The organism is Rhodococcus sp. G-MC3, assembly GCF_030063335.1.
GTDB lineage: Bacteria > Actinomycetota > Actinomycetes > Mycobacteriales > Mycobacteriaceae > Rhodococcoides.
In genome coordinates, this window is the sequence record NZ_JASISW010000008.1 from 103,497 (window position 1) to 127,706 (window position 24,210).

Sequence of the window (24,210 nt, forward strand, 5' to 3'; positions counted from 1 at the left end):
TCAGATGAACGTCAGTGTGACGGCAGCCGCGCAGCAGAGAAGAACAATCGCAATGGCCACGGCATCTGCTGTATGCGGCCTGCTCGGATGGGCAGTGATCTGGCCGGTCCCACCGCGTGCGGTGATGGCTTCGCCCATCTCGGTGGCCCGCCGGATAGCGATCGACATCGTCGCGGTGATCAGGTCGACGATCGAATTGTCTGCGGCGCTGTTCAGTACAGATTTCGGTCGCAGTTTTCTGGCCGCGATCATGGTGTGCATCTCTTCGATCAACAGGGGGAGTGAACGCAGGCAGAGTGCAACGGTGGCGGCCCACTCGTCGACGGGCACTCTCAGCTTTTTCAGTGGTCGACCGAGGACGGCAACGGCAGGTGCGATGTCGCTCATCGACGTGGTCCAGCCGATCATCATCGAGGCTCCGAGGAGTACGAAGGCAAAGATGGCCGCACGGAAGAACACCAACACAGCCGAGAACCCGATCGGCAGATTGATGAGGGCACCGACCGCGAACAGGCCCCAGATCCATATCGGCGGGCGGGGAATAGCAGTCGGCGGAACGCGTCCGATTACTGCCGTCACGACGAGCAGTCCCACGATCAGGCCGATGGCAGGCCATGACGGGGCGACGACCAGCGTGACGCTGATCAGAAACACCGCAATCAGCTTCGTTCCCGCCCACAGTCGATGGATCGGCGACGATCCTGGCACCTGGCGTAATACAACGGTGGTCACGATGCCACTCCTCTCGTGGACATCTCCGACACGATGCGGCCGGCGTCGAGCGTGATCGTGCGGTCGCAGACACGGTCCATGCTATCGACGTCGTGCGAGATCACCACGATGGCGATGCCCTGACCGCGTAGCGCGCTGAGTACATCGATGATTTCCGTCCGGCCGGGCGGGTCGAGGCCGGCCAGTGGTTCGTCGAGGACGAGTATCCGCGGTGAGTTGACCACCAGGCCTGCGATGACGACCCGTCGCATCTGGCCGCCGCTGAGTGAGTCGATCTCGCGTCCTGCTAGCTGTCGATCGAGTCCGACGGAGTCCATCGCTCTCGATACCTTGGCGGAACCGATCTCGGGTCCACCTGCGGCTTCGATGTCCTCGGCCACCGTGCGGCGTTGGAGTTGGAGGCGTGAGTGCTGGAAAGCCAAGCCGACCGCTCCGACGTTGGCGTTGACATCGTCGCCGTCGAAAAGTGCCGTTCCTGCCGTCGGCTTCGTCAGACCGGCGAGTATCCATGCGAGAGTAGACTTTCCGGATCCGTTGCCGCCGAGTATCAGGACCCCGTCGCCTTTGGTGATCGTCAGGTCGATACCGTCGAGCGCCTTCTGCGACCACGGAGTTCGCCGGTTGTAGGTGTGGGCGACTGCGCGCAGTTGCATGAGGGTGGGGCCAGTTCGATACGAGAAATCGGATTCGAACGAGTGGGAACGCATCCACTCGGGGACGTGGGCGACCTGGAAGCCGTCGTGCAGATGAATCACGCGGTCGGCAGCGGCCGTCTCCAACTCTTGGTGGGTGACGAGGACGACGGACATCGGGTGCCGTTTGGGGAGCGCGGCGAGCAGCGAAACCAGGCTTGCTCTGCCTTCGGCGTCGATCATGGCGGTGGCCTCGTCGGCGATGAGGAGAGCGGGGCGACGAGCAAGAGCGGACGCGACTGCGAGTCTCTGCAGTTCACCGCCGGACAGCGACGAAGTGTCGCGGGCGCTCATCCCGTCCAAACCGACTTCGGCGAGGAGCGCATCCACATCGATGTCGAATCCGGAGGGGAGACCCCATACGACGTCATCGGCGACGCGGCTGCCGAGGACTTGACTTTCGGGGCGCTGCAACACTATGGCGGTACCGTTCACCGCGCCGAGTCCGGCAATGCCAGGGCGTTCGACAGTCCCCGAGGTGGGTGAGCTGCCGGCCAGTATCCGGGCGAGGGTGGACTTTCCGGAACCGTTGTGGCCCACGACCGCAACGAATTCACCAAAGTCCAGGGTGAGGTCGATGCCGTCGAGCGCAGCGGTGCGCGAATCGGGATAGCGGAATCCGACGCCGGTGAGCCGCACCGGTAGTGGCGCGACCTCGCCGTCGCCACCGGTGGGGAGGCGGTCGACGACGGGAATCGTGGCGAGCCGGTCCAGGACAGCGCCGAGAATCAGCCAGGTGAAGAACGCGCCGAGGACGATGCTGAATGTGGTGGTGCCCAAAATCCACCACCACCAATTGTCCAGCACCGTACCCACAGTCGACCTGAGAAAGTCAGCTGCCGAAACCAGAAAATTTGCCCGCGACATGAGCCGCGCAATCCCCTCGATCGTGTTCTCGATAGTGCGCAAGAACAATTCGCGCAGGGGCGTGAGAAGAAATAGAACTCCGACGGTGAACAGCCCGATCAACGGCCCGGCTACGGAAGCTACGGCGAGTACCGACAGCAGCCCCTGCTTCTTTCGTTTTGCCCGCCCGACGATGCCGCCGAGCAAGGCCGCGGTTGCGACGGTGAATGCGGTGGTCGTGCCTGCCGCAACGAACGCGACGAGGACCCCTGCCGCTGTTGCCGCGACGAGCGCCCGTGTGCGGTGACGCTGGGCGACGACGGCCATCGGAACCGCTGCGACGATCTGCAGTGCGGTAGCCAGGGGAATCACCATCGCGACAACGGACAGCGCGACGGCGAAGCTGCTCATCACGGCCGCCGTCGCGAGTTCGGCGGGCGTGAGTGCCGATGACGTGCGAGGGGAGGATGAGATGCGGGGGTCGGTGGGGCTGTCGGTCACCTGACCAGTCTGCCAGGACGCAACTTAGACTCACGCCAACTGTAATCGGAGAGGCACACCTGACGTGATCACTGTGGACGAAGAGAGCTGGGACACCCCGGTCGGTGCACAACTTCGTGCAGCTCAGCGGGCCGAACTCGATGCTCGCTACGGCAACAGCAACCACGAGCCGGGAACTGCTCCGTCGGCCGACGACATTGTGGTGTTCGTTGTCGCGCGTGACGAAAACGCTGCGGGCATCGGGTGTGGTGCGCTCCGCCTTCTCGGCGACGACGAAGCGGAAATAAAGCGGATGTACGTGATCCCGGCCGAGCGGGGCCGCGGCGCGTCCGTTGCAATACTTCGCAGGCTCGAAGTCGGTGCCCGTGGACTCGGCATCCGCGTTCTGAAGCTGGAAACCGGCTCGGGTCAACCTGATGCGGTGAGATTCTACGAACGCGAGGGCTATTCGAAGATCGATCCATTCGGTCCGTATGTGGATGAGCCGACGTCGCTCTGTTACGCACGCACTCTGTAACTCACTCCGTAGTCACAAGAAAGCCGACAGCCCGATGGGGCTGCCGGCTTTCTTGTTCATGGAAGTGCGGGCTGTGACTAGCGGCTCCGCTGGCTCGCTGCCGGTCCGGCGGGACGACGGCTGCGGCCACTGCCACTACGTGCTGCGCCTGCGCTACCGGCTGCGGGCCGCTGACGGCCCGAGCCTGCTGCGTGCTGGCGGCCGTCGCTGGAGGCTCCGCTGCTGGAACCTCCGTTGCCGGCGTTGCCGCGGGATGCTCCACCGCTGCGAGCTCCGCCATTGCGATTACGGGGATTGCCGTTGCGCGGCGCGCCCTGACGCTGCGGCTGAGGTGCGGCCTTCGCTGTCGGCTCGACGTAGCGTGCCTGCTCACCGACGAGCTCTGATACCTGCGGCGAATCTGCGGTGACGCGAACCGGCGTCACCTTGATGTCGGCCTTGCGCAGCAACATCGCGGTGTCTTTGCGCTGCTCGGGCAGAACGACGGTGACGACGTCTCCGGCGCTTCCCGCGCGAGCGGTACGGCCGGAACGGTGCAGGTACGCCTTGTGCTCGGCAGGCGGATCGACGTGGACGACCAGTTGAACGTCGTCGACGTGGACGCCGCGGGCTGCGACGTCGGTGGCGACGAGAACGCGAGCTTCACCCGAGGAGAATGCCGCGAGGTTGCGGTCACGGGCAGCCTGCGAGAGGTTGCCGTGCAAGTCGACCGACGGAATTCCTGCTTCGGTGAGCTGCTTGGCCAACTTGCGTGCCTGGTGCTTGGTGCGCATGAACAGGATCCGGCGACCGGTTCCCGATGCGAGCTGCTGAACGAGCTTCTTCTTGGCTTCGACGCCGTCGACCTCGAAGACACTGTGAGTCATGGCTTCGACGTGCGAGGTGGCCTCGTCGACCGAGTGCGTGACCTGGTCGGTGAGGAATCGCTTGACGAGCTTGTCGACGCCGTTGTCCAGAGTTGCGGAGAACAGCAGACGCTGGCCCTTCTGCGGCGTCGCAGTGAGGAGACGCGTGACGACGGGCAGGAAGCCGAGGTCGGCCATGTGGTCGGCCTCGTCCAACACGGTGATCTGGACGGCGTCGAGGGACACGTGGCGCTGCTTCATCAGGTCTTCGAGCCGACCGGGGCAGGCAACGACGATGTCGACGCCTCCGTTGAGGGCCGAGACCTGACGGTTCTGAGAGATACCACCGAAGATGGTGGTGACCTTCAGCGAGTAAGCGGCTGCCAGTGGTTCGATGGCGACAGCGATCTGGGTGGCGAGCTCGCGGGTCGGGGCGAGAATCAGTCCGCGCGGGCGACCGGGCTTGCGATTGCCGGGGAGCTGTCCGGCGAGACGGGCAACCATGGGGATGGCGAAGGCAAGGGTCTTGCCGCTTCCGGTCTTCCCGCGTCCGAGCACGTCGCGTCCTGCGAGCGTGTCGGGAAGGGTGTCGGCCTGGATGGGGAACGGTTCGGTCTTGCCTTGTGCGGAAAGAACCTCGGCGAGCGCATGCGGCACGCCGAGTGAAGAAAAGGTACTCATGGAGTGGGGTGTGCCTTTCGGGCAGTGTGCACCCGCAAGCGATCCACCGAAGATTAAGGTGATCGCCCGAGAATGCAAGGTGGCGAGACTGCCGGTGGGCAGTTTCGATCGCCGTAAGAAAAGCCTGTGCAGGGTGCACATGGACTACGCGGCCGGAGCCGGGCGGAAGTAGAAGCATTCCACGACGTCTGGCGTGCAGCTACGCGCGCCATCAGCGAGTGTAACCGGTGATGGCCGCGAATCATTCCTGGAGTGATGCATCAGGCACTCACGCTGCACTCAGTTCGATGACCAGGTCGTTCTCGAGGAACGAGCAGTAGTGACTCAACACCGGAGCTGCTGGTGCCTCTGAGGTGTACCGATGGCCGGTAGGGGTGTGGATGTCGTAGATGTGAATGGTGCCGCGAGTATGGCCTGGCTTGGGTCCGCTCCACCAGCCGTCGCCTTCTTTGGCCAGATTGCAGGCCGCGCAGAGTCCGGCGCCGTTATCCGCGCTCGTCGAGCCTCCCGTAGCGTGCGGCTTGATGTGGTCGTGGTGGCGGATCGGCGCATCGCACCACGGTGTTCGGCATAGTCGGTCCCTCAGGTCGATCAATGTCGCCAATGCCTTGGGGAACGTTCTCGCAGTGGACTCCATTGCCGTCAATGCTCCTGTCGTTGGATTCGCATACAGCTTCCGGAGTGTCACTCGTTGCTCGCTGGACAGGGCTGTGCCGATGAAGTGACGTGCGATGTCCGACGGTATGTCGCCGTAGCCCTCGATGTAGCCGGATTTCGTGTCGCGTGTGACGAGCGCGGTGTCGGGGATGATCACGTTGACGGTCATCGGTGCGCCCGTTGCTGCCGCTCCCGCGCCCGTGATGCGCTCGTAGGCCAGGTCGGCCATGATCTGGTCGCGGTTGCGAGTTTGCCCGCCCGCGTTGATGATCGAGTCCGCATCGCGGCCAAGGGTTGCCCACATGCAGATCGCCCGATCCGTGGACGTGAGTGTGGTGAACGTGCACATGAAGTCGGGTTGAGGGCGAGTGCTGGTGCGCCTGCCCTTGTACGACTTCTCGAATCGCTTCACCACCGAGCTGGGATCCAGTTCTGCTGCAGCGGCTCGCGCTCGGCCGGCAACGGACTTGTCGCCGAGCCCTTTGAGGATGGCCGGGTTGCTGCAGAGCTGCTTGTCGATGGTGAGCCTGTCTTCGACTGTGAGGCAGGCGGTTTCCCTGGCGATCACTGTTGCTCGCCACTCGTTAAGGTCGCCGGCCAGCAGTCGCGCGTGAGTGTGGGGCATCTCGTGAACGAGGGCACGAGCAAGTCCGAGTTGCTTCCCGCCCTTGTTGTGAGATTCCCGGCGTGCAAGGCCGATCTGGGAAGCAATTCCTTTGTCCCATTGCGACTTCGGCTTGCCTCGTTGCTTTCGGTCTTCGCGAATTGCTGCGGCCACTGCGTCGGTGACGTGCGCCTGTACTGCGGCGGCGGCACACTTCACGGTTTCCAGGGCTGAGATCAAATCGATTCCCGAAGGCGCATCCGACAACCCCTCGGCCGCCTGTAGCCGCACCACGAACTCCATTACTTCGGAAGCTTCCATGAGATCCCCCAACCTCTCGAACGTACGTTCGAGTCTAGCGAACATGAAGCGCCGCTGCAATACTCGGAAAAGAATTCGAAGAATGAGGAGCGCATCCAGTCATCGTCATCGCCGAATGGCTTCAGTTGTCGAAACCGCTGCGCGTCAGCGGGAGCCGGGTGCCCGGCTGTGCGGATGAAGTGTCGCGTCGAGAAGCCATCGCTTCGGCCGGTCCGTCCGAAGGTCGACCCCCCGTGCACACCAACCACGAGCGCCTGCCAGCAGGACCTTATTGCTCCAGCCGCCATCGAATTTTTGACCAGAGCCATCGGCGGAGCCGTTCGAGTTGGTGTCCCTCGCACACTTGACCGAATCTTGAAGCGGGTAGCCCCACTGGCCGCGTTCCCAGTCCTGCGCAGCCCAAGCGGTTCTCATCAATGCAACGACTTTGATCGCGCCGCGTGTATTCGACCAGTAGATCGAGTTTCCCAAGTCGTTCTGATCTCGTTTGAATGGCTGCCACCGCCCGTTTCCTGCGGCACCCAACTCTCCGTTGGTGGCGTTGCACCCTGAGCTGCTGCGCCTGATTCCCGGTCCTCACGAGGGTCTCGTACATTTCGCGAAGCGCACTATCCGGCACGGCTCGAATCTCGTCCTCGGCGCGGGATCGACTTCCCATACCCCGACCTTTCAGTTCATACCCCGGTTGTGGCCAGGTGAACGTATCGCTCGACCAGAAAAAATGCACCGGTCGGTATGGATGTTGGGTAACGAGTGCGCACCGATGCCGGGGGTGTTCGGTGAACTGACTTGTACTGGGTGCGTCCACGCCGTGGCGGTAGATGCACACGAAGCTTGGGATTCGGCGTGCCGTGCGCTCCATTGGTTTCCAGGCTGAGTTATGTCACAGAGTCGCTGTGGTGAATTCCATTAGGCAAGTTCTCGCGCGAATTACGGCCTCACTCAACGGATCCACTATGGCACCTTCACGGGGCCAGAGGGTGAACGATTGCGCTTCTCCGTTGATCGAGATGATGGATTCTGCGGCTCCGTCGACCGGAATCTGCACGGACACCGTCCCACCTTCTGGATCGGGGCTATTCGTACCCACTTCCCAAACACCCTCGTGCGTCGACCCGTCCATAGTGGAGAACTGCATGGCGACCGCGTAATAGTGCTCGTACGCTTTCGCCTCGCCTTGCAACGCCACCTCTTCTGCTACCGACATCAAGTATTGAAGTGGGCCAGCCGATGGCCGACTGACAATCAGCTCGTTCAGACTCGGAGCGACCAGAGAGCATTCAATGCCGTCGTCTTTGCCCGGCCTGACGACGAGCGTGACGATCAGCGCCGTCGCCGCAACAGCGATCACGATCGCGATCGGCCACAGTCGGGTAGTTCGCGTTCTATCCATAGTGCGTGATTTCCTGATACGTCATACATGTTCAGCGGCGGTTGCCGTATTCGGACCGAAGCCCCCGAAGGATATCCCGGCATCGAATCGCCGCGACCGATATCGCTACGAGACGGCTCGCCGTGCGAAACCTCCCCGACCGGCGACGGGGTTTGAGTGAGACCTTGGATTTCGAGAGGGTAGGTACATCAGGATGGATACGGCCATCGCGTAATCAGCGTGCGACGGCGTAGAGGGCTCACCGGACCACCCGCTGGGAGTAACGGAGCCGATCGCCATCCAAAGGATCAGCAAGAGATGACTAGGGAGACGCTGTGTAGCGCGGTCGTCCACCACGTGGTGGTTCAGGGTTTTCGCAACCTGAATGCCGTGCTCCGTGCGAGAGGCGAGGGCGTCCCCCCTTTATGGCGTGCGCATGGTGCGAAACTTGCCCATTCGAATCTTAGGATTTCTTCACATTGCGGCCGCCTAGTGGACACAGCCCATTCAGGCTCCGTATAGGTCAAGGCACCGTTGGAGCAAGGTGAGAAGCCAACCGTCAGGGCAAACAGGTTCAGCGACAACAATTTCACCTCGTATCCGGTACGTTTGGTGGCCATGGCAACCGTTCCGGTGCTCGGCAGCACTATGTACTACTCAGAAGTTGGACGAGGCGATCCCGTGGTGTTTATTCATGGAAACCCGACGTCGTCTTACCTGTGGCGGAACATAACTGGAGTCGTGGCCGGAGCCGGGTACCGATGCATCGCAGTAGATTTGATAGGGATGGGCCGATCGGGACAGTCACAAAGCGGCTACCGTCTCAAAGACCATATTGACCATGTTCGGAATTTCTTGGAGGCGCTTGACCTGCGCAGCGTGACTCTGGTTGGTCATGACTGGGGTGCTGTGATCGCGCTAGGGCGTGTCTCCTAGATGTGAGTGTGGTTGTGCTCGAGAATGTTTCTCGTGTCGAGATTGCAGATGTTCACCGATGAGCAGTGGGGTCTGATCGAACCGTTGTTGCCCTCGTCCGATGGTCTTCAGGGTCGCGCGTTCCGGAACAATCGGCTGGTGGTCGAGGGGATCGCGTACCGATATCGGGCAGGGGTGGCATGGCGTGATCTGCCCGCAGAATTCGGTCCGTGGCAGACGGTGTGGAAACGTCACCGCCGTTATGCCGGTGACGGGACATGGGATCGGGTGCTCGCAGCGTTGTTGAGCGCCGCCGATGCCCGTGGCAGGGTGGATTGGCAGGTGTCGGTAGATTCGACGATCAATCGAGCGCATCAGCACGGTACGAACCTCGCTCGTTCCACAGGGGGATCTGTCGAATTACATAAATCTGTTTGCCGAGCCCGATGATCACGGTATCGGCCGCTCTCGCGGTGGGTTGAGCACCAAAATTCATCACCTCACCGATGGGAACGGTTTGCCGTTGGTGGTTCTTGTCGGTGCCGGGCAAGCGGGTGACAGTCCGATGTTTCCGATCTTGCTCTCGCACTTGCGGATCGAGCGCGAGGGATCGGTGCCGACGCGTACTCGTCCGGACGCGGTGCTCGGTGACAAGGCGTATTCCTCGCGTGCAATTCGTGCACTGTTGCGGTCGCGGCGGATCGAGGCGGTGATCTCGGAGCCACGAGATCAGCAGGGCCACCGGAGTAATCGGGGCAGCGGTGGTGGTCGGCCTCCGAAGTTCGATGCGCAGAAATACAAAGGCCGCAATGTAGTCGAACGTTCCTTCAATGCCGTCAAACAGTGGCGAGGACTTGCCACCCGGTACGACAAACTGGCGTTGACGTATCGGGCGGGTGCGCTCCTACATGCGGTCTTCCTGTGGTCGCGCCACATAACCCTTTAGGAGACACGCCCTAGCCCTTGCGCGCCGCCGTGCTGACTGGGTTCATAGTGTTGCCATAATGGAAGGTCACATTCAACCCATAGAGTCTTGGACTGACTTCGACGACGACGAGCGTGAACTGTTTTCGACCCTACGTGACACCGAAGAGGGCGAACGTCTCATATTAGACGAGAACTTCTTTGTTGAAACGATACTTCCCGCGGGCGTCAGTAGAAAATTTTCAATTGACGAAATGGAGGCATATCGCGAACCCTTCAAGAGCCCGCAGTCTAGATTCCCAATTTTGCAGTGGATTCGTGAAATTCCCATTGATGGCCACCCGGCGGACGTCACCGTATTAATCGTAGAGAATCAGAGTGTGCTCTTGGATCCCAACATGCCTACGCTTGTCCTGCATGGCGTTCCGGGCGCCCTTATTGGAAGCCAGGAGATCGATTGGTGCCTCGAGCAGGGCAGATCACTGAATATAGAGGACGTCGGTGAAGGCACACACTTTTTGCCGGAGGATCAGCCAGCCACTATTGGGGATGCTCTGGTGCGTTGGTTGGCCGCAGTCCGAACGTGAGGAAATGATTTCCGCGTCATAAGTGACACCGTGTCAGTGGTATCAAACGTCCTGATGCAACGTGGCACCCTCGATTTGTTCGCACCAGAATAGCATCGGGCAACTCGTTATGGGCGGCGAACCCGTGACCTCAAAGCTGCGTACCGAGGCTCGCGAGCGCTGGTCCACAGCGACTGTAGTTGCATCGATCGATCCATTCCAGACAAGCGCATCAACTCAATCGCCTATGACTATCGCTTACGTGTCAACTGAGATAGATTTTTCACTCGTGAACTATCCATATCAGTTAACGAACCGCTGAAGAATCGGTCTATGAAAATCGGGCCCGCAACCTCCGCGGCGGTGGCCGACAAGTTGTCGGACCGTGACTGGGAGATTCTTCGATCTGTCTCGTCGCATCGGTTCCTGACCACCGCCCAAAACACTCGGCTACACTTCGCCGATCACACGGACGAGTTGGCCGAGCCGTTCGAGACCTTGCTTGGTACTGACATCAGAGCCGCAGCGAGACAGCACGCTCGCTCGGAGAAGAACACTGCAGTGGGTGCCGTGGGCGTCTCGGAAGCTCGGCAGACCGGCGGAACTATTCAAAACCCTGCGCCTCGCTGCGCAGGTTTGAAAGTGACTACTTTGGTGCCCTCGGCAGGATTCGAACCTGCGACCTACCCTTTAGGAGAGGGTTGCTCTATCCCCTGAGCTACGAAGGCGCATCGTGCAGGCGCCACTATACCGGCCACCCCTTCAGTCAGCGGCAATCGCATCGACGATCGTCGACCGTGCAGCATGCAGCGCTGGCGGCGCCGATCCGAGCAGCGAGAGCAGTAACGCGACGAGGGCGTAGGCCGCGATCGTCGGCGAGAGCGTGAAGTCGATGTCGATGCCGGTGCTCGCGCCCAGGATGAGCGTGCTCAAGTACTGCAGAGCTGCCCCGATGACGATTCCGAGGACTCCGCCGACGATGCCGACCGCGAGTGCCTCGGCGAGCACCATCCTCCCCAAAGTTCCGCGGCTGCCGCCCATCGCTCGGAGCACGCCGAGTTCGCGGCGTCGTTCGAGCACGGACAGCATCAGCGTGTTCAGCAGAGCGACGGCGGCGACGAGCGCAACTATCCACTGCAGCGCGACCGCCAACGCCCCCGCCTGCGCGATCGAAGCACTCGCACCGTCGAGTGCTTCCTTGCCGGAGTAGACGTTCACTTCCGGCGGTAGCGTTCGATCCAATACTTCCTGCACCCCGCTGCCGTTCACGGAGATTTCGAGGTACGTCGCGCCCGGACGCTCGAACCACTGCTGCATCGACGGCAGCGAGAGTGCCATTGTGCCGCCTGCGGCATTCAGATAGTCCACCACCGCAAGGACTTCTACGGGCTTGGTGCCGGTGGGTGTAGGCAGATCGAGGATGCTGCCGGGCGAGACCCCCAGTGCATCGCCGAGGCTGCGTGAGACCGCGACTCCGTCTCCTCGGAGCACGGCGTCGCGAATATCGTCGGCCAGAACGGACAGCGTGACGGCGTTGCTTCCGTCGGCGACCCCTTGGATCGCGACGAGATCTCCGTCGATGGTGGCGTACGCCCACTGGCCTTCGACAATGTCGGACACTCCAGGCGTCGCGCGAACCTGCTCCAACACTTCAGGACGCAAAGTGCCCCCGGCGGGGATCGACGAGCTGGAGGTCAGTGACACGTACACGTCGGTACGGCCCATCGACGCCAGAGATGATGTCGCAGATTCGGTCAAATCGTCCAGTGCCCCCGATACGCCGACGCAGACCGCGACGGCCACCACGATTGTCATCACGGTCGCCCAAATCCGTCCTGGCGCTCGTTCGACGGTGGCCGTCGCGAGCCGGCCTGCGCCTCCCCAGCGTCTGGGAAGGGTTGCGGCACAGGAGACGATTGCGCGGGTGCCTCCGATGCAGAGGGCGACCACGGCGACCAGGAACACGGCCCCCGCGGCCAGTGCAGCTTGGCCGTCGACGGTCACTGCGAGAAGCACTGCGCCGACGACTCCGATCGATCCGACCACTGCGGCGGTAACTGTGAGCGCTCGCCTCGGACCGGAAGTGGTCTCCGCGCCGCCCACTGCCAGCGCCTCGACCGGCGAGATTCGATACACCTGTATTGCGGCGAGCGCGGAGGCCGCGACGCATGCCACCACGCACAGAACTACCGCGATGGGGATTGCGTAGACGGGCAGGACATACTCGATTCGCACATCGAACGCGTCCACCAGGAACGGCGGAAGGCTGCCGATTGCCAGGTGGCCCATGGTAATTCCGAGTGGCACCCCGATCAGCCCGGCCAGTAGCCCGATCACTGCGGCCTCGGCGAGCAGATCTCGAACGATGGTGCCCCGTTTCCCGCCGATGGACCGAAGCACGGAGATGGTCGGTCTGCGCTTGGCGATGGCCATGTTCATCACGTTGAACACCAGGAATCCGGCAACGACGAACGCGATCAGCGCGACCATGAGGGTCGAATTTCGGGTCAGGCTCATCACCGTATTGGCACGCTCGGCCCGGAAATCGGTGTCCATCACGGCCACACGCCCGTCGACGGCCGTGGTGACCGCCTCTCTCACGCCCGATCCGAGAACGAAGATCGAATCGAGCTGGCCGGGACGGTCTGTGATCGACTGGGCGGCCTGCAGCGGCGCGATCACGAAGTTACCGCCACCGATGCGGTCGGTGCCGTCCCCGGTCACGACTCCGACCGCGGTCAGTGTGCGTCCAGCGATCTCGAAAGTCTGGCCCTGCGATAACCCGGTATCGGGTCCGACGAGAACTGCGCCTGGACGGGTGAGGTCGGTGATCGACCCGGCGACCGCACTCTGCAGATCGGAATCGAGCGCGGTGATGGACGCGTCGACTCCGAGGACCATGAGAGGCCCGCGATCGGTGACCACTTCTCCGCGCAGCAGGGGTACCGCCTGCTGCACGCCCGGCACGGCGCGGATGACGTCGAGTTCGCCCGAATCGAAGCCGGAGTCGGTCGCCCCGACGACCTCGAGATCGGCATTGCCTGCAATCGATACTGCAAGTCTCTCGACCGAACCGGTCAGGGATCCGTAAGTCCCGAGCACGGCGATGAGAAGACCCGCGGCGACGGCGACGACAGCCGCGGAGACGAGTGACCTGACCCAATGTGTCCGCAGGTCCCGAAGTCCGAGAACACGAAAGCGGCTCAGCGCCGTCTTGATCACATTTCCGAACCTGACAGCACGTCGGTGTCGATACATCCGTCGAGCATCGACACGACGCGATCGGTGGTCCGGGCGGCGTCGAGGTCGTGCGTCGCCATGACGACAGCCCGCCTGTTGCCTTCGGCATGTGCGATGTCGGCCAGTATGTCGAGCACGAGGTGTGATGTCTTGGAGTCCAGGTTCCCGGTGGGTTCGTCGGCGATGATCAGTGCAGGGTCCATGACGAGAGCCCGCGCGATCGCGACGCGTTGGATCTGCCCGCCGGACAGCTGCGCCGGGCGGTGCTCGGCTCGATGAGCGAGACCGACCATGTCGAGTAGCCCGATTGCATCGGCCTTGGCCTTGGACATCGGGGTGCCGTCGAGCAGTTTGGGGACCGCGACGTTCTCCCAGGCCGACATCGTCGGGAGCAAGTTGAAGAACTGGAAGACGAAGCCGACCTCGTGTCTGCGGAAGTCCGATTGCTCGCTGTCGGTGAGGCGGGTGATGTCCACCCCGTTGAACAGAATCGTCCCGGAATTCGGGACGTCGAGGGCTCCGAGCATGTGCAACAACGTGCTCTTGCCAGCGCCGGAGGGAGCGACGAGCGATACGAACTGTCCGCCCGAAATGGTGAGGTCGACGTGGTCGAGAGCTCGAACCGGCTGCTCACCGGTGGCGTACTCCTTGACGACGTTCTCCAACTGGAGCGACAGAGCTGCCATGGAAGTATCGGGCTCCCTTCGATAAAAGAGAACCGCCCACACAAGTGTGGGCGGTTCTCGTAGCGACAGTGTCCGCCAGTGCGCCTCTCGGCAGGTGGCCGCTCGCAGCGGCAGATGTGTTGGTACCCGGGGCATGGATCGAACACTGTCGAAGTGTGTAACCCACGCTTGCGGCGAGCTATTCCCTACGCAGCTCCCTGCGATGCTTCGAGCCTACGCGCGACCAGTGCAGCCTGTAGATGCCGAATTCCCGACGGTCTGGTGGGATCGAACCCGGTGAGCTGAGCGATGCGCTTGAGTCGGTAGTCGACGGTGTTGGTGTGCAGGTGGAGTTGCCGTGCGGAGCGCTGGCGGTTCAGATCGTGAGAAATGTGAATCTCCAGCGTTTCCAGAAGCTCGGGTGACGCGTCGAGAGGCTCGAGAATCTGTCGAAGGTGACGACGGCCCGGCCCGGGGCGGGTGAGCTGGTACTCGAGGACGAGGTCGTCCATGCGGTAGAGCCCGGACGGTCGGTGTAGCTGGTGAGCGAGCGCCAGCAGCTCGTGGACCTGATCTGCGGCCGTGGGGATATCGGCGGTGGCTGCCTGCTCCGCAGTGACGGTCAGTGGCACCTCTGCTGCCGTGCTCAAGCGGTGAACGAGGGCTTCGACCCATTCCTCGTCGCGCACGCCGGGGATGAGGACGGTTCCGCCTTCGGTGCTGAGCATCGACAGGGGTGTACGTCCGCACACGATGGCCAGCTCGGCCTGAACGCGGCGAAGCTTGCGCCTGGCGGCGACAGTCCTCTGAATGGCCGGATCGTTCTCGTCGGGATGCGGCGGTACCGACATGGCGAGCACGAGGTAGCTCTCGGCGAGTTCGATGCCCGACTGACGGGCGATGGAGACTGCGTTGTGTCCGCTGAGAAGAGAAGACACCAGAGTGTGTGCTGCGGTGTGATGCTCGCTCGCGACCGCCTGCAGTTCCTCGACGTAGCTCTTCGAGGCTGCGATCGAAACTTTCTCCGAGAGCAGTACGAACATCCGTGCTGCTTCGATCAAGTCGGTGGTATCGCCTTCGCCGGCCCTCTTGGACACCAGATTCCAGCCGATCTGGATGCCCTCGTGGTAGACGGTGAGAACGGACTCGAGCGGTACACCTTCGCGTGCCCATTGGCTGGCCTTGGCCCGCAGTTCCGCCAGCTCGCTCTCGGTGGGAGCGCGACGCTCGTCGAGCATTTGCACCGCGATGCTGATGCACTTGACGGTGAACTCGGTGACGTCGCCGTGCAGCTGCTCACCTGGCAGTGAACCGCAGGGAGTGTTGGCCGCGAAGTGGCCGACCAGCAGCCTGGCCACGGCACGGAAGTCGCGAAGCGGAGCGGAAGCAGGCTGCCCTGCAACCATTATTCCGAGGCTCGTCGTGTTGTGAACGGTCACAGATCAGCCCTTCATGTAGGAACTTCAGCTCTGGAGGAAACAAAGTTACTGCTGCGTATTATTGCGCATCCGCGCACTTTTCGGTTGAAACCGGGCAGAAAACGCATGCATTTTGTACTTGCGGTTTGTTTCACACCCTCTAAGCAAACTTGATCATAGGATGTTATCAACGCGTTATCCAGCGTTTGAGCCAACGAATTTGTGAAGGCTCTCAACCGGGGTCGACCGCTGGTTGCGACATTGCCTAAACAATGTCGATGGTGTTCGCCGGAGGGGTGTCGGGGGCTTAGCGTTTTACTCAGTGCCGGACGGCGTCGACCGGCTTACAGGGGGAAATCGATTTGACGATCGACAGGGGTGGGGCCGTGAACGGAGTGCTGAATCAACTCGCGCTGTACCGAGAGCTCGAACCCGCGGTCGGCGCATCGCTCGATCGTCACCGGCTGGCGAGATCGTCATGGTCGCCGGAGGACTACGTCCGTCCGGAGTCGTACTGGGGGCACACGCGACCGATGTTGACCGAGACAGCGAAAGCCGCTCTGGTGACAACGCTGCTCACGCACAACAACACGGCGAGGTCCGACCGAGGCAACGCGCAAGCACCGTCGCGCAGTGCGTGGTCCAACTGGATGGACGAATGGACCGCGGAGAAGAACTTTCATGCGGACGCGATCCAGCGCTACCTGGTGGCGACGCGAAGCGTCGATCCGATCGCATTGGATCGAGCGAGGTTCCAGTGCATGACGATCGGCATCGACTCGTCCATGGAAGGTGACCATCTGCTGCGTTCCATCGCGCACGCCACCGTCGACGTCATGGCAACCATGGTCAGCCACCGCAACACTGCCGTCGAATGCAACGACCCGATCGCGACCGCACTGTTGGGACGCATCGTCGCAGACCAAGAGCTGCACGTCGCATTTCATCGCGACATCGCTGCTGCCGCACTCGATATCGCGCCGGCTCAGACTGTGAAGGCCATCACCGAGGTCATCATGAATTTCCAGATGCCCGGCAGTGGACTTCCTGGATTCGGGCGCAGCGCCATGCTCCTCGGCCGAGACGGAATCTACGATCTGCGTAGGCACCTGGACGAAGTGCTGCTGCCTTCCCTGCGGGACTGGCGAATTTTCGAGCGCACCGACCTCGGCGCAGGCGAGCGAAGCCGAGCGACGCTGTCGGACTTTCTCGACGATCTGGAAAAACAAGCTACCCACTTCGAGCGGGTTCGATTGCGTACCCGCGCGCACGATGCCGAGAGGCTCCGCGCGTCGTAAAATTTTCGCGCGGGTTCTCCGCGCGACACCAAATCCCCGGGGGGTCCGTGGGAAATGTCCCCTTTCCGGTTCCCGACAACGGGAGCCGGAGAGGGGATTACCATGTGTCTGCACCACTGTCTGCATCACCCGGTCGATCAGGGAGTCGTCTACTCTGATGCCGGATATCGTCCTGCAGTAGACATACGGGCTTGTTGACCGGAGGCATTCCACGTGAGTGGCAAGAACTCGATCGTCGTCGGTATCGATGGTTCGAAATCAGCTGACCTGGCCCTCGTCTGGGCAGCGTCCACCGCAGCGTCACGGGGCTTCGGGCTCACTGTCGTCACAGCGGTCGACATCCCTCATCATCTCGGCGACGAGCAGGTCGACGAGTTTCGTGCAGTCGCTCGGTCGCGTCTGGCTGCGGCGGAAGCCCTTGCGCGCGAAACCGCCCATGGCGCATCGCCCACGACGGATGGCACATCGCCCACGACGGCTGGCATCACGATCACGGCCGAAGCGCACGATGGCAAGGTGACCGATGTTCTGCTAGCCCTGTCCGAGAAGGTTTCGATGGTAGTTGTCGGTGCGAGCGGACTCGGCGAATCCGATTCGGGGCTACTGGGATCCACTTCCATCGGATTGACCGCACACGCGTCGTCACCGGTCGCAGTGGTGCGAGGCCGAAGCATCGACGGAGTTCCCCCGGTTCTCGGCCCTGTCGTCGTGGGTGTCGACGGCTCCGAGATCAACCAGGCCGCGGTCGCAGTGGCATTCGACGAGGCATCGCATCGCGGTGCGCCCTTGACCGCTGTTCATGTCTGGTCGGACGTGTCCCTGGCTCACATCTCCGGGGTGCCGAGTGAGTGGGAAGATATCGCGGCAGCCGAGGAAGCGGTGCTGGCCGAAAGCCTCGCCGGATGGCAGGAGAGGTATCCGGAGGTGGACGTGCGACGCGTAGTCGCCCAGGATCGGCCGGTTCGTGTGCTCGGCCAATTGTCCGAGCAGGCGTCGTTGATCGTCGTGGGCACTCGCGGGCGCGGTGGATTCAGGGGAATGCTGCTCGGATCGACCAGCTACGCGCTGATCAATACTGCGGACTGCCCTGTCCTGGTAGTCCGCTAGACAGCGACCGTCAGCAGGAACGCAACATCCTCGACGGCTTCCACGCTGTGACGCGCATCGGGGACGACGAGCAAATCGCCTGCCGATCCCTTCCATGACTTCTCGCCGCTGACGAGCTTGAGCTGACCGCTGATGACCAGCACGGTGGCCTCGCCGTTGAGGTCGTGAGCTCCGAGTTCGTTCCCTGCCGCGAGCGCAACGACGGTTTGACGCAGATGCCGCTGATGGCCGCCGTACACCGTCTGTGAGCTTCGGCCACTGGACGCGCCCACGGCGAGCTTGAGCTGTTGTCGGGCAAGGGCGGTGAGTGACTTCTTGTCCATGCGCCCAGTATGGCTTACCGTCGCTCTCGCGGAAGGCGGTCTGGATGAAAGTCTGTGCGAATCAGTGAGTTTGGTAAGCCTTGCCGTACTGATCCCAGCGGTAGCGGATGCCGTCTTTGCGGCTGGTCTGCCATTCACCGCAGGAGCTGACCCATCCATCGGGAATCTCGGGGGCGATGGTGTCTCCGTCGATCTCCAGATCGATATGGGTGATCTCCAGCCGGGTGGCGTACGGCATTGCGGCTCGGTAGATTTCGCCGCCTCCCATCACCCACACCGTTGGCCCGTCGACGAGTGCGAGCGCGTCCTCGATACTGCCCGCGGTCTCGGCGCCCTCGTCGCTCCACTGTGCATTACGCGTCACGACGATGTTCCGACGCCCGGGCAAGGGGCGGAAGCGTGTCGGAAGGGAATCCCACGTCCGGCGTCCCATGACGCACGGATGGCCCTGTGTGATCGCCTTGAAGTGCGCCATGTCCTCGGGGATGTGCCACGGGATTGCGTTGCCGTCGCCGATGACGCCGCCGGCGGCTTGCGCCCAGATCAGACCGATGTCGACCGGGCTCACACGGCCACCGGAGCTTTGATGGTGGGGTGGTGCTGGTAATCGAGTATCTCGATGTCCTCGTATGTGTAATCGAAGATCGAATCCCGTTGTGCCAGTTTCAGAGTGGGGTACGGGTATGGCTCGCGGCTGAGTTGTTCGGCTACCTGTTCGCGGTGGTTGTCGTAGATGTGGCAATCGCCGCCGGTCCAGATGAAATCACCGACCTCGAGCCCTGCCTGCGCGGCGACCATGTGCGTGAGGAGCGCGTAACTGGCGATGTTGAACGGAACGCCGAGGAACAGGTCCGCGCTGCGCTGATACAGCTGGCAGGACAGTTTCCCGTCGGCGACGTAGAACTGGAAGAAAGCATGGCACGGCGGAAGCGCCATCTGCGCAATCTCGCCGACGTTCCACGACGAGACGATCATGCGTCGGGAATCGGGGTTGGTACGCAGAGTCTCCAGCACCTCGGAGATCTGGTCGATGTGCTCGCCCGACGGAGTCGGCCACGATCGCCACTGCACGCCGTAGACGGGCCCGAGTTCGCCGTCCTCGGCAGCCCACTCATCCCAGATCCGGACGCCGTGTTCCTTGAGCCATCCGACATTGGAGTCGCCGCGCAGAAACCACAGCAACTCGTAGACGACCGACTTGAGGTGCACTCGCTTGGTGGTGATCAACGGAAAGCCCTTGGACAGATCGAAGCGCATCTGATGACCGAAGACACTGGTGGTGCCGGTGCCCGTGCGGTCCGATTTCGCAGTGCCGGTCTCGGACACGTGCCGGAGCAGGTCCTCGTACGGAGTAGGAACCATCACGGTTCGCAGTCTATGCACTACACCGTCGCCACCGCATAATGGGGACATGCCCGAGTTGCCCGAGGTCGAAGCGCTCGCCGGGTTCCTGCGTGAGAATGCCGTCGGTGCCGTCATCGGCCGCATCGACATCGCAGCCCTGAGCGTGCTCAAGACGTTCGATCCGCCCATCGCGGAGTTGCAAGGCCGCGACGTCACCGATGCTGCTCGATTCGGCAAGCACCTGGCGTTGCGGGCCGGTGATCTGTGGTTGATCACGCACCTCTCCCGCGGCGGCTGGCTCCGCTGGACCGACAACCCGTCAGCCTCGCCGCCGAAGCCCGGCAAGGGCCCGCTCGCGCTTCGGATCCATTTCTTCACCCCCGAGGGGCTCACGCCTGCGATCGACCTGACCGAGGCCGGCACGAAGAAACGACTCGCGGTGTGGGTGGTGCACGATCCACGGCAAGTGCCGTCGATCGCCAAACTCGGCCCCGATGCGCTCGCGCTGACCGAGACCGAGTTCGCCGAGATCCTCGGCGGCACCACGGCAAGACTCAAGACCTCGCTCGTCGACCAGTCCCTGATCGCCGGCATCGGTAATGCGTATTCCGACGAGATTCTGCACGTGGCCAAGCTGTCGCCGTTCGCATCCTCGAAGAGTCTCGATGCGCAGTCGATTTCGGTGCTCTACAGCGCTATGCGAGGCGTACTCACCGACGCCGTCTCCAGGTCCGAAGGCCAGGACGCCGCGCGATTGAAGGGAGAGAAACGGTCTGGTATGCGTGTGCACGCCAGGACCGGTCTGCCGTGCCCGGTGTGCGGAGACCCGGTACGAGAGGTCTCCTACGCCGAACGCTCGTTCCAGTACTGCGCTACATGCCAGACCGGCGGCAAGATCCTCGCCGACCGGCGGATGTCGCGTCTGCTCAAATAGCAGACGGCTTCAGGTATTCGAGGGCTCAGCTGTTCGAGGGCTCAGTTTTCTGGCTCGCGTAGCCGCGGTAGCCCTCCCATGCCTGACGACGGTCACGCCGGGGATCGCGTTGGACTCGGGTGCGGGCATCGAAGATCATGGTCTGGCGGGCATCCTCGTCGTACTTCGGCCAGTTCGGCAGAGGTGCACCGGTTCGGGCAAACTGCAGCCACTGCGACTGCACGTTCTCGGTGACGTCAGTGAACGCCTGGCGGCCGCCGGGGATCGTCATGAGTTTGCCGAAGGTCGTTTCGTTGATTCCGAACACCGCGAACAACTCGAATCCGTGGGTGGCGTCGAGGCCGAGCCATTTCATGACACGCGGCGCGAAATCGTAGCGGTAACTGTAGGTCGGGGCTCGACGCGAGTGTGATTCGGCGACCTCGAGCGAGGGCTTCCAGAACGTGAAGTCGCCGCCGATGTCGATAGCCGACGCTTCGTCGGGATAGCCGGGGTAAGCCTCGGTGACAACATCTTTCGCCGACGGGTCGGTGAGCGCGAACATCTTGTCGAGACGTTCGGGATTGGTGGGCAGCGCATCGAGGAGCTTCGGGAACAAGGTGCCTTCGCGGCTGTTGGTACCGATGATCAGGGGAACCGCGTGCGCGGAGCCGTCCTGGTACGCATCGAGAGGATTCTGGGGGAGAAAATCACCGTCGACGACGGGGCCGAACGGGTGGAGGCCGGGCGTCTCCTTCAGCACCGTGAACGCAAGTTTGGTACCGGCCCGCCCCAATTGTTCGACGTCGGCGTTGTCGAGAGCGTGTGCAGCATTGCCGCCGTCGCAGAGGAATCCGACGAACTGGCGAGCCCATTGGGTTGCATGTTCGTGCGTCGCGACGAGCCCGGGTGCCGAGCTCTCCGAGATCGCCTGCTGGAACAGCCCTTCGGCTGCGGGAGTGGCCAGCAGTGTCGTCACGGCGTTTGCGCCTGCGGATTCACCGAAGATGGTCACGTTGTTCGCGTCGCCGCCGAATCGAGCGATGTTGAGCTGAACCCATTCGAGCGCCGCGACCTGGTCGCGGAGGCCGAGGTTGGAATCGAACTGCCGGGCCGGGGTGGAGAACTGCGTCAAGTCGAGGTAACCGAGGGCGCCGAGGCGGTAATTGACCGACACGTAGATGATGCCGTCACTGTCCTGGAGGGAGCGCCGGACGAGCGAACCGCCACCGTAGAGGGGCGTAGCGGAGGTTCCGATCGTGTACGCGCCGCCGTGAATGAATACCATGACCGGGCGCGGGGTGGCACTGGGCGCCGCGGGGGCCAGGACGTTCAGCGTCAGGCAGTCCTCGCTGGCGGGTTGGTACTTGCGAAAAGAGAGCATGGTCCCGCGCTTGTGCTGAACGGATGCGTTGCCCCACTCGGTGGCGTCGCGGACACCTTTCCACGGCTCGACAGGCTGGGGTGCGCGGAGTCGAAGCGAACCCACCGGGGGCGCTGCATACGGAATGCCTCGCCACGTGATCAGGTCTCCGACGGCTTTGCCCTCTAGCACGCCGTCCACTGTGGTCACTCTGGTGTTCTCAGCCATGACTGCGAGTGTACAAACGATACTTACCGGTGGGTAGATTTCGTGGGGAGGAGACTGTGGACATGGTTTTCCACTACCGCGCCGAGATCCTTCAACTGCTGGTCTCGCCGGCGCACGCGTACTTCGGGCGAGCGAAGGATGGTCCAGCCGACGATGTGCCGACGAACTTGGTGGATCGGGTCGAGGTCGTCGCGAACAAGGGCATTCGAGGAGATCGATTTTTCGGCGTGAAGGCGCACACCGAAGCTGCGGTGACGTTCCTGGCTGCCGAGGCGTGGGATGCCGTCGGTGAAGTTCTGGGCGTCGACGTGCCCGATACCGCTGCGGCCAGGCGCAACGTCGTCGTACGTGGTCTGGAGCTCGATCCGCTGAGGGCGGTGGAATTCGAAATCGACTCGGGTGATGGTCCGGTGCGATTTCGCGGCGGTCGGCCGGCTCACCCGTGCAGCTGGATGGACCGGATGGTCGTCGACGGTGCTCGTAAGGCGCTCATCGGGCGTGGCGGATTGCGCGCTGAACCGCTGACGGACGGGATTCTCCGAGTCGGCCGGGTTGTCGTCCTGTCACCGGTAGAGCTGGATAGCTCGAAGGCTGCGTTGCCGGTGAAGCGAGCCCAACCCATCAAGTGATGCCGATCCTTGCCCATGAAGTGATTTTATGCCCATAATGTGAGCGACAGTGTGGTCCGTCACACTGAAAGCCGGCCATGGCGCCGCTCACTTCGTGGAGAGAACCTTTGATGTCCGATATGTGGATCGTGATTAACACCGTGGTCGCCGTGCTCGCGGTGGTGATCTTCATCGTCCGGTTTCATTTCAACCCCGTTGTCTCGCTGGTACTGGGGGCGGCGTACCTGGGATTGGCAACCAAGCTGGGTGTGACGACAACCGTCGACACCATCACCGGCGGCTTCGGCGAGATCATGGCCGATGTCGGGTTGCTGATCGCCTTCGGTGTCTTGATGGGCGCGGTGCTTCAAGAGATGAACGCGATCCAACGTCTCGTCGGAACACTCCTGAAGACATTCGGCGCCAAACGGTTGCCCTATGCGCTTTCCTTGACCATCGCTACCTTGCTCCAGTCGATCTTCCTTGACGTATTGCTCGTCATCTCCGCGCCCCTGGCCCGCAATCTCGCACCGAAGATCGGCAAGCTGGGTACGGCAAGGATGGCTACCGCGCTGGCAATCGGCCTCGAGTGCGGCATCGTCTTCATGGTCCCCGGCGTCGCCGCGCTTGCGCTGGCAGGACTGCTCGGCGTGCCGCTGGGAAAGATGATGATCTACGGCCTGATTCTGATCGTTCCTGTCGTCGTCATCTCGATCGCAATCATGAGCTTCGTGTTCCGGCGCGGCTGGTGGAGTGAGGACAAGGACGAGCAAGCAACTCCCCAACTGGGTCATCCCGCAGGCTCCACTCCAGGCATGGCAGAACTCGAGCAGGTCGACGAGCCAGCCGGCGGCGGCGTCGTACAGAAGGTCCGTACCGAAAAGGAGACGAGCCTCGTCGTACTCCTGTCTCCGCTTCTGCTGGCGCTTCTACTGATCGCAACCGGGGCGGTCCTCGAAGTTGCCGAGATCTCGATTCGCGTAGTCGAATTCATTGCCAGCCCGGTGATCGCGCTGCTGATCGGCCTGATCGGCACCTGTCTGATCGCGCGCTACAACGTTGGTCAGAAGCGCGTCGAGACGGCACTCGGACGTGGCTTCGCCGAGAGCGGTCAAATCTTGATACTCACCGGCGTCGGCGGATCGCTCGCCGCAATGATCAAGGAAGCCGGTCTCGGCGAAATCCTCGGTCAGTATTTCACCGCAAGTTCCGCGGCACCCCTGCTGATGGTGTGGGTCATCGCCGCGGCACTGCATATCGCCGTGGGATCGGTGACCATCTCCGCGATCACCTCCGCAGGCATCCTTGCTCCGGTGGCACCGCTCATCGGTCTCGACCCTGTGTTCATCGCGCTGGCCGCGGGTGCAGGTTCGCTGTTCGCGGTCCATGTCACCAGCAATACGTTCTGGCTTCTGCAGTCGTTGATGGGACAGAGCACGAGGGGCACACTCAAGACGTGCTCGGTCGGCGTCTCCGTTGCTTCCGTCGTCGCGATCCTCTTGATCATGCCCATGAGTTTCGTACTGTGAG

21 protein-coding genes, 1 tRNA gene and 1 pseudogene are annotated in these 24,210 nt (G+C 62.4%); 9 read left to right on the plus strand and 14 right to left on the minus strand.

Going from position 1 to position 24,210, the window contains the following annotated elements; translation table 11 throughout:
• On the minus strand, window positions 1-732 hold the full coding sequence (locus QMK17_RS11150; protein ID WP_283509063.1) for an energy-coupling factor transporter transmembrane component T family protein: 732 nt from the start codon (window positions 730-732) through the stop codon (window positions 1-3).
• Window positions 729-2,771 carry an ABC transporter ATP-binding protein gene (locus QMK17_RS11155; protein ID WP_283509065.1) on the minus strand — a complete coding sequence of 681 codons (2,043 nt, stop codon included), beginning with the start codon at window positions 2,769-2,771 and terminating at the stop codon, window positions 729-731. The genes QMK17_RS11150 and QMK17_RS11155 overlap by 4 nt, the downstream gene beginning before the upstream one ends.
• 64 nt (window positions 2,772-2,835) lie before the next feature.
• On the opposite strand from QMK17_RS11155, the gene QMK17_RS11160 reads away from it, so the two are divergent.
• Window positions 2,836-3,288, plus strand: coding sequence for a GNAT family N-acetyltransferase (locus QMK17_RS11160; RefSeq protein WP_283509067.1), 453 nt, complete (start codon window positions 2,836-2,838; stop codon window positions 3,286-3,288).
• Window positions 3,289-3,365: 77 nt separating this feature from the next.
• Here the strand turns inward: QMK17_RS11160 and QMK17_RS11165 are convergent, their stop codons facing one another.
• From QMK17_RS11165 to QMK17_RS11175, 4 genes are all read right to left on the minus strand, one after another.
• On the minus strand, window positions 3,366-4,814 hold the full coding sequence (locus QMK17_RS11165) for a DEAD/DEAH box helicase (protein WP_283509069.1): 1,449 nt from the start codon (window positions 4,812-4,814) through the stop codon (window positions 3,366-3,368).
• Window positions 4,815-5,082: 268 nt separating this feature from the next.
• Entirely contained in the window at window positions 5,083-6,396 is a 1,314-nt protein-coding gene (locus QMK17_RS11170) for an HNH endonuclease (protein WP_283509070.1), read from the minus strand.
• 144 nt (window positions 6,397-6,540) lie between these two features.
• A complete protein-coding gene (locus QMK17_RS26470) occupies window positions 6,541-6,921 on the minus strand; it encodes an LGFP repeat-containing protein (protein ID WP_442972741.1) in 381 nt (126 codons plus the stop codon).
• A 358-nt stretch (window positions 6,922-7,279) separates the two neighbouring features.
• A complete protein-coding gene (locus QMK17_RS11175) occupies window positions 7,280-7,789 on the minus strand; it encodes a hypothetical protein (RefSeq protein ID WP_283509071.1) in 510 nt (169 codons plus the stop codon).
• A 627-nt stretch (window positions 7,790-8,416) separates the two neighbouring features.
• Here QMK17_RS11175 and QMK17_RS26475 point away from each other — a divergent pair.
• The 3 genes and pseudogenes from QMK17_RS26475 (at window position 8,417) to QMK17_RS11185 (ending at window position 10,194) form a co-directional block, all read left to right on the plus strand.
• Window positions 8,417-8,704 (plus strand): alpha/beta fold hydrolase, encoded by a 288-nt coding sequence (locus QMK17_RS26475; RefSeq protein ID WP_442972746.1) that lies wholly within the window; start codon window positions 8,417-8,419, stop codon window positions 8,702-8,704.
• Window positions 8,705-8,737: 33 nt separating this feature from the next.
• Window positions 8,738-9,629 (plus strand): annotated as a pseudogene (locus QMK17_RS11180) (IS5 family transposase).
• A gap of 58 nt (window positions 9,630-9,687) precedes the next feature.
• Window positions 9,688-10,194 (plus strand): hypothetical protein, encoded by a 507-nt coding sequence (locus tag QMK17_RS11185; RefSeq protein ID WP_283509073.1) that lies wholly within the window; start codon window positions 9,688-9,690, stop codon window positions 10,192-10,194.
• A 631-nt stretch (window positions 10,195-10,825) separates the two neighbouring features.
• On the opposite strand, the gene QMK17_RS11190 is transcribed toward QMK17_RS11185, so the two are convergent.
• From QMK17_RS11190 to QMK17_RS11205, 4 genes are all read right to left on the minus strand, one after another.
• A tRNA-Arg gene (locus tag QMK17_RS11190) sits at window positions 10,826-10,901 on the minus strand.
• 34 nt (window positions 10,902-10,935) lie between these two features.
• A complete protein-coding gene (locus QMK17_RS11195) occupies window positions 10,936-13,395 on the minus strand; it encodes an FtsX-like permease family protein (RefSeq protein WP_283509075.1) in 2,460 nt (819 codons plus the stop codon).
• Window positions 13,392-14,090 (minus strand): ABC transporter ATP-binding protein, encoded by a 699-nt coding sequence (locus tag QMK17_RS11200; RefSeq protein WP_283509322.1) that lies wholly within the window; start codon window positions 14,088-14,090, stop codon window positions 13,392-13,394. Before QMK17_RS11200 ends, QMK17_RS11195 begins: the two co-directional genes overlap by 4 nt.
• Window positions 14,091-14,284: 194 nt before the next feature.
• A complete protein-coding gene (locus QMK17_RS11205) occupies window positions 14,285-15,517 on the minus strand; it encodes a PucR family transcriptional regulator (protein WP_283509078.1) in 1,233 nt (410 codons plus the stop codon).
• 365 nt (window positions 15,518-15,882) lie between these two features.
• Between QMK17_RS11205 and QMK17_RS11210 the strand changes: the two genes are divergently transcribed.
• A complete protein-coding gene (locus QMK17_RS11210) occupies window positions 15,883-16,794 on the plus strand; it encodes an acyl-ACP desaturase (protein ID WP_283509079.1) in 912 nt (303 codons plus the stop codon).
• Between the two features lie 213 nt (window positions 16,795-17,007).
• Window positions 17,008-17,901, plus strand: a complete 894-nt coding sequence (locus QMK17_RS11215; protein ID WP_283509080.1) for a universal stress protein — start codon at window positions 17,008-17,010, stop codon at window positions 17,899-17,901.
• Here the strand turns inward: QMK17_RS11215 and QMK17_RS11220 are convergent.
• From QMK17_RS11220 to QMK17_RS11230, 3 genes are all read right to left on the minus strand, one after another.
• Entirely contained in the window at window positions 17,898-18,224 is a 327-nt protein-coding gene (locus tag QMK17_RS11220) for a cupin domain-containing protein (protein ID WP_283509082.1), read from the minus strand. The two genes, QMK17_RS11215 and QMK17_RS11220, sit on opposite strands and share 4 nt — an antisense overlap.
• 61 nt (window positions 18,225-18,285) lie before the next feature.
• Window positions 18,286-18,792: a dihydrofolate reductase gene (locus QMK17_RS11225; RefSeq protein WP_283509084.1), complete on the minus strand. Its 507-nt coding sequence runs from the start codon at window positions 18,790-18,792 to the stop codon at window positions 18,286-18,288.
• Window positions 18,789-19,589 carry a thymidylate synthase gene (locus tag QMK17_RS11230; protein ID WP_283509085.1) on the minus strand — a complete coding sequence of 267 codons (801 nt, stop codon included), beginning with the start codon at window positions 19,587-19,589 and terminating at the stop codon, window positions 18,789-18,791. The genes QMK17_RS11225 and QMK17_RS11230 overlap by 4 nt, the downstream gene beginning before the upstream one ends.
• A 46-nt stretch (window positions 19,590-19,635) precedes the next feature.
• Between QMK17_RS11230 and QMK17_RS11235 the strand changes: the two genes are divergently transcribed.
• Window positions 19,636-20,502, plus strand: a complete 867-nt coding sequence (locus tag QMK17_RS11235) for an Fpg/Nei family DNA glycosylase (RefSeq protein WP_283509086.1) — start codon at window positions 19,636-19,638, stop codon at window positions 20,500-20,502.
• A 25-nt stretch (window positions 20,503-20,527) separates the two neighbouring features.
• Here QMK17_RS11235 and QMK17_RS11240 read toward each other — a convergent pair whose 3' ends face one another.
• Window positions 20,528-22,072, minus strand: coding sequence for a carboxylesterase/lipase family protein (locus QMK17_RS11240; RefSeq protein WP_283509088.1), 1,545 nt, complete (start codon window positions 22,070-22,072; stop codon window positions 20,528-20,530).
• A 62-nt stretch (window positions 22,073-22,134) separates the two neighbouring features.
• Between QMK17_RS11240 and QMK17_RS11245 the strand changes: the two genes are divergently transcribed.
• Both QMK17_RS11245 and QMK17_RS11250 read left to right on the plus strand, forming a co-directional pair.
• Window positions 22,135-22,701 carry an MOSC domain-containing protein gene (locus QMK17_RS11245; RefSeq protein ID WP_283509089.1) on the plus strand — a complete coding sequence of 189 codons (567 nt, stop codon included), beginning with the start codon at window positions 22,135-22,137 and terminating at the stop codon, window positions 22,699-22,701.
• Window positions 22,702-22,811: 110 nt separating this feature from the next.
• Window positions 22,812-24,209 (plus strand): GntP family permease, encoded by a 1,398-nt coding sequence (locus QMK17_RS11250; RefSeq protein WP_283509090.1) that lies wholly within the window; start codon window positions 22,812-22,814, stop codon window positions 24,207-24,209.
• Window position 24,210: the final 1 nt, after the last annotated feature.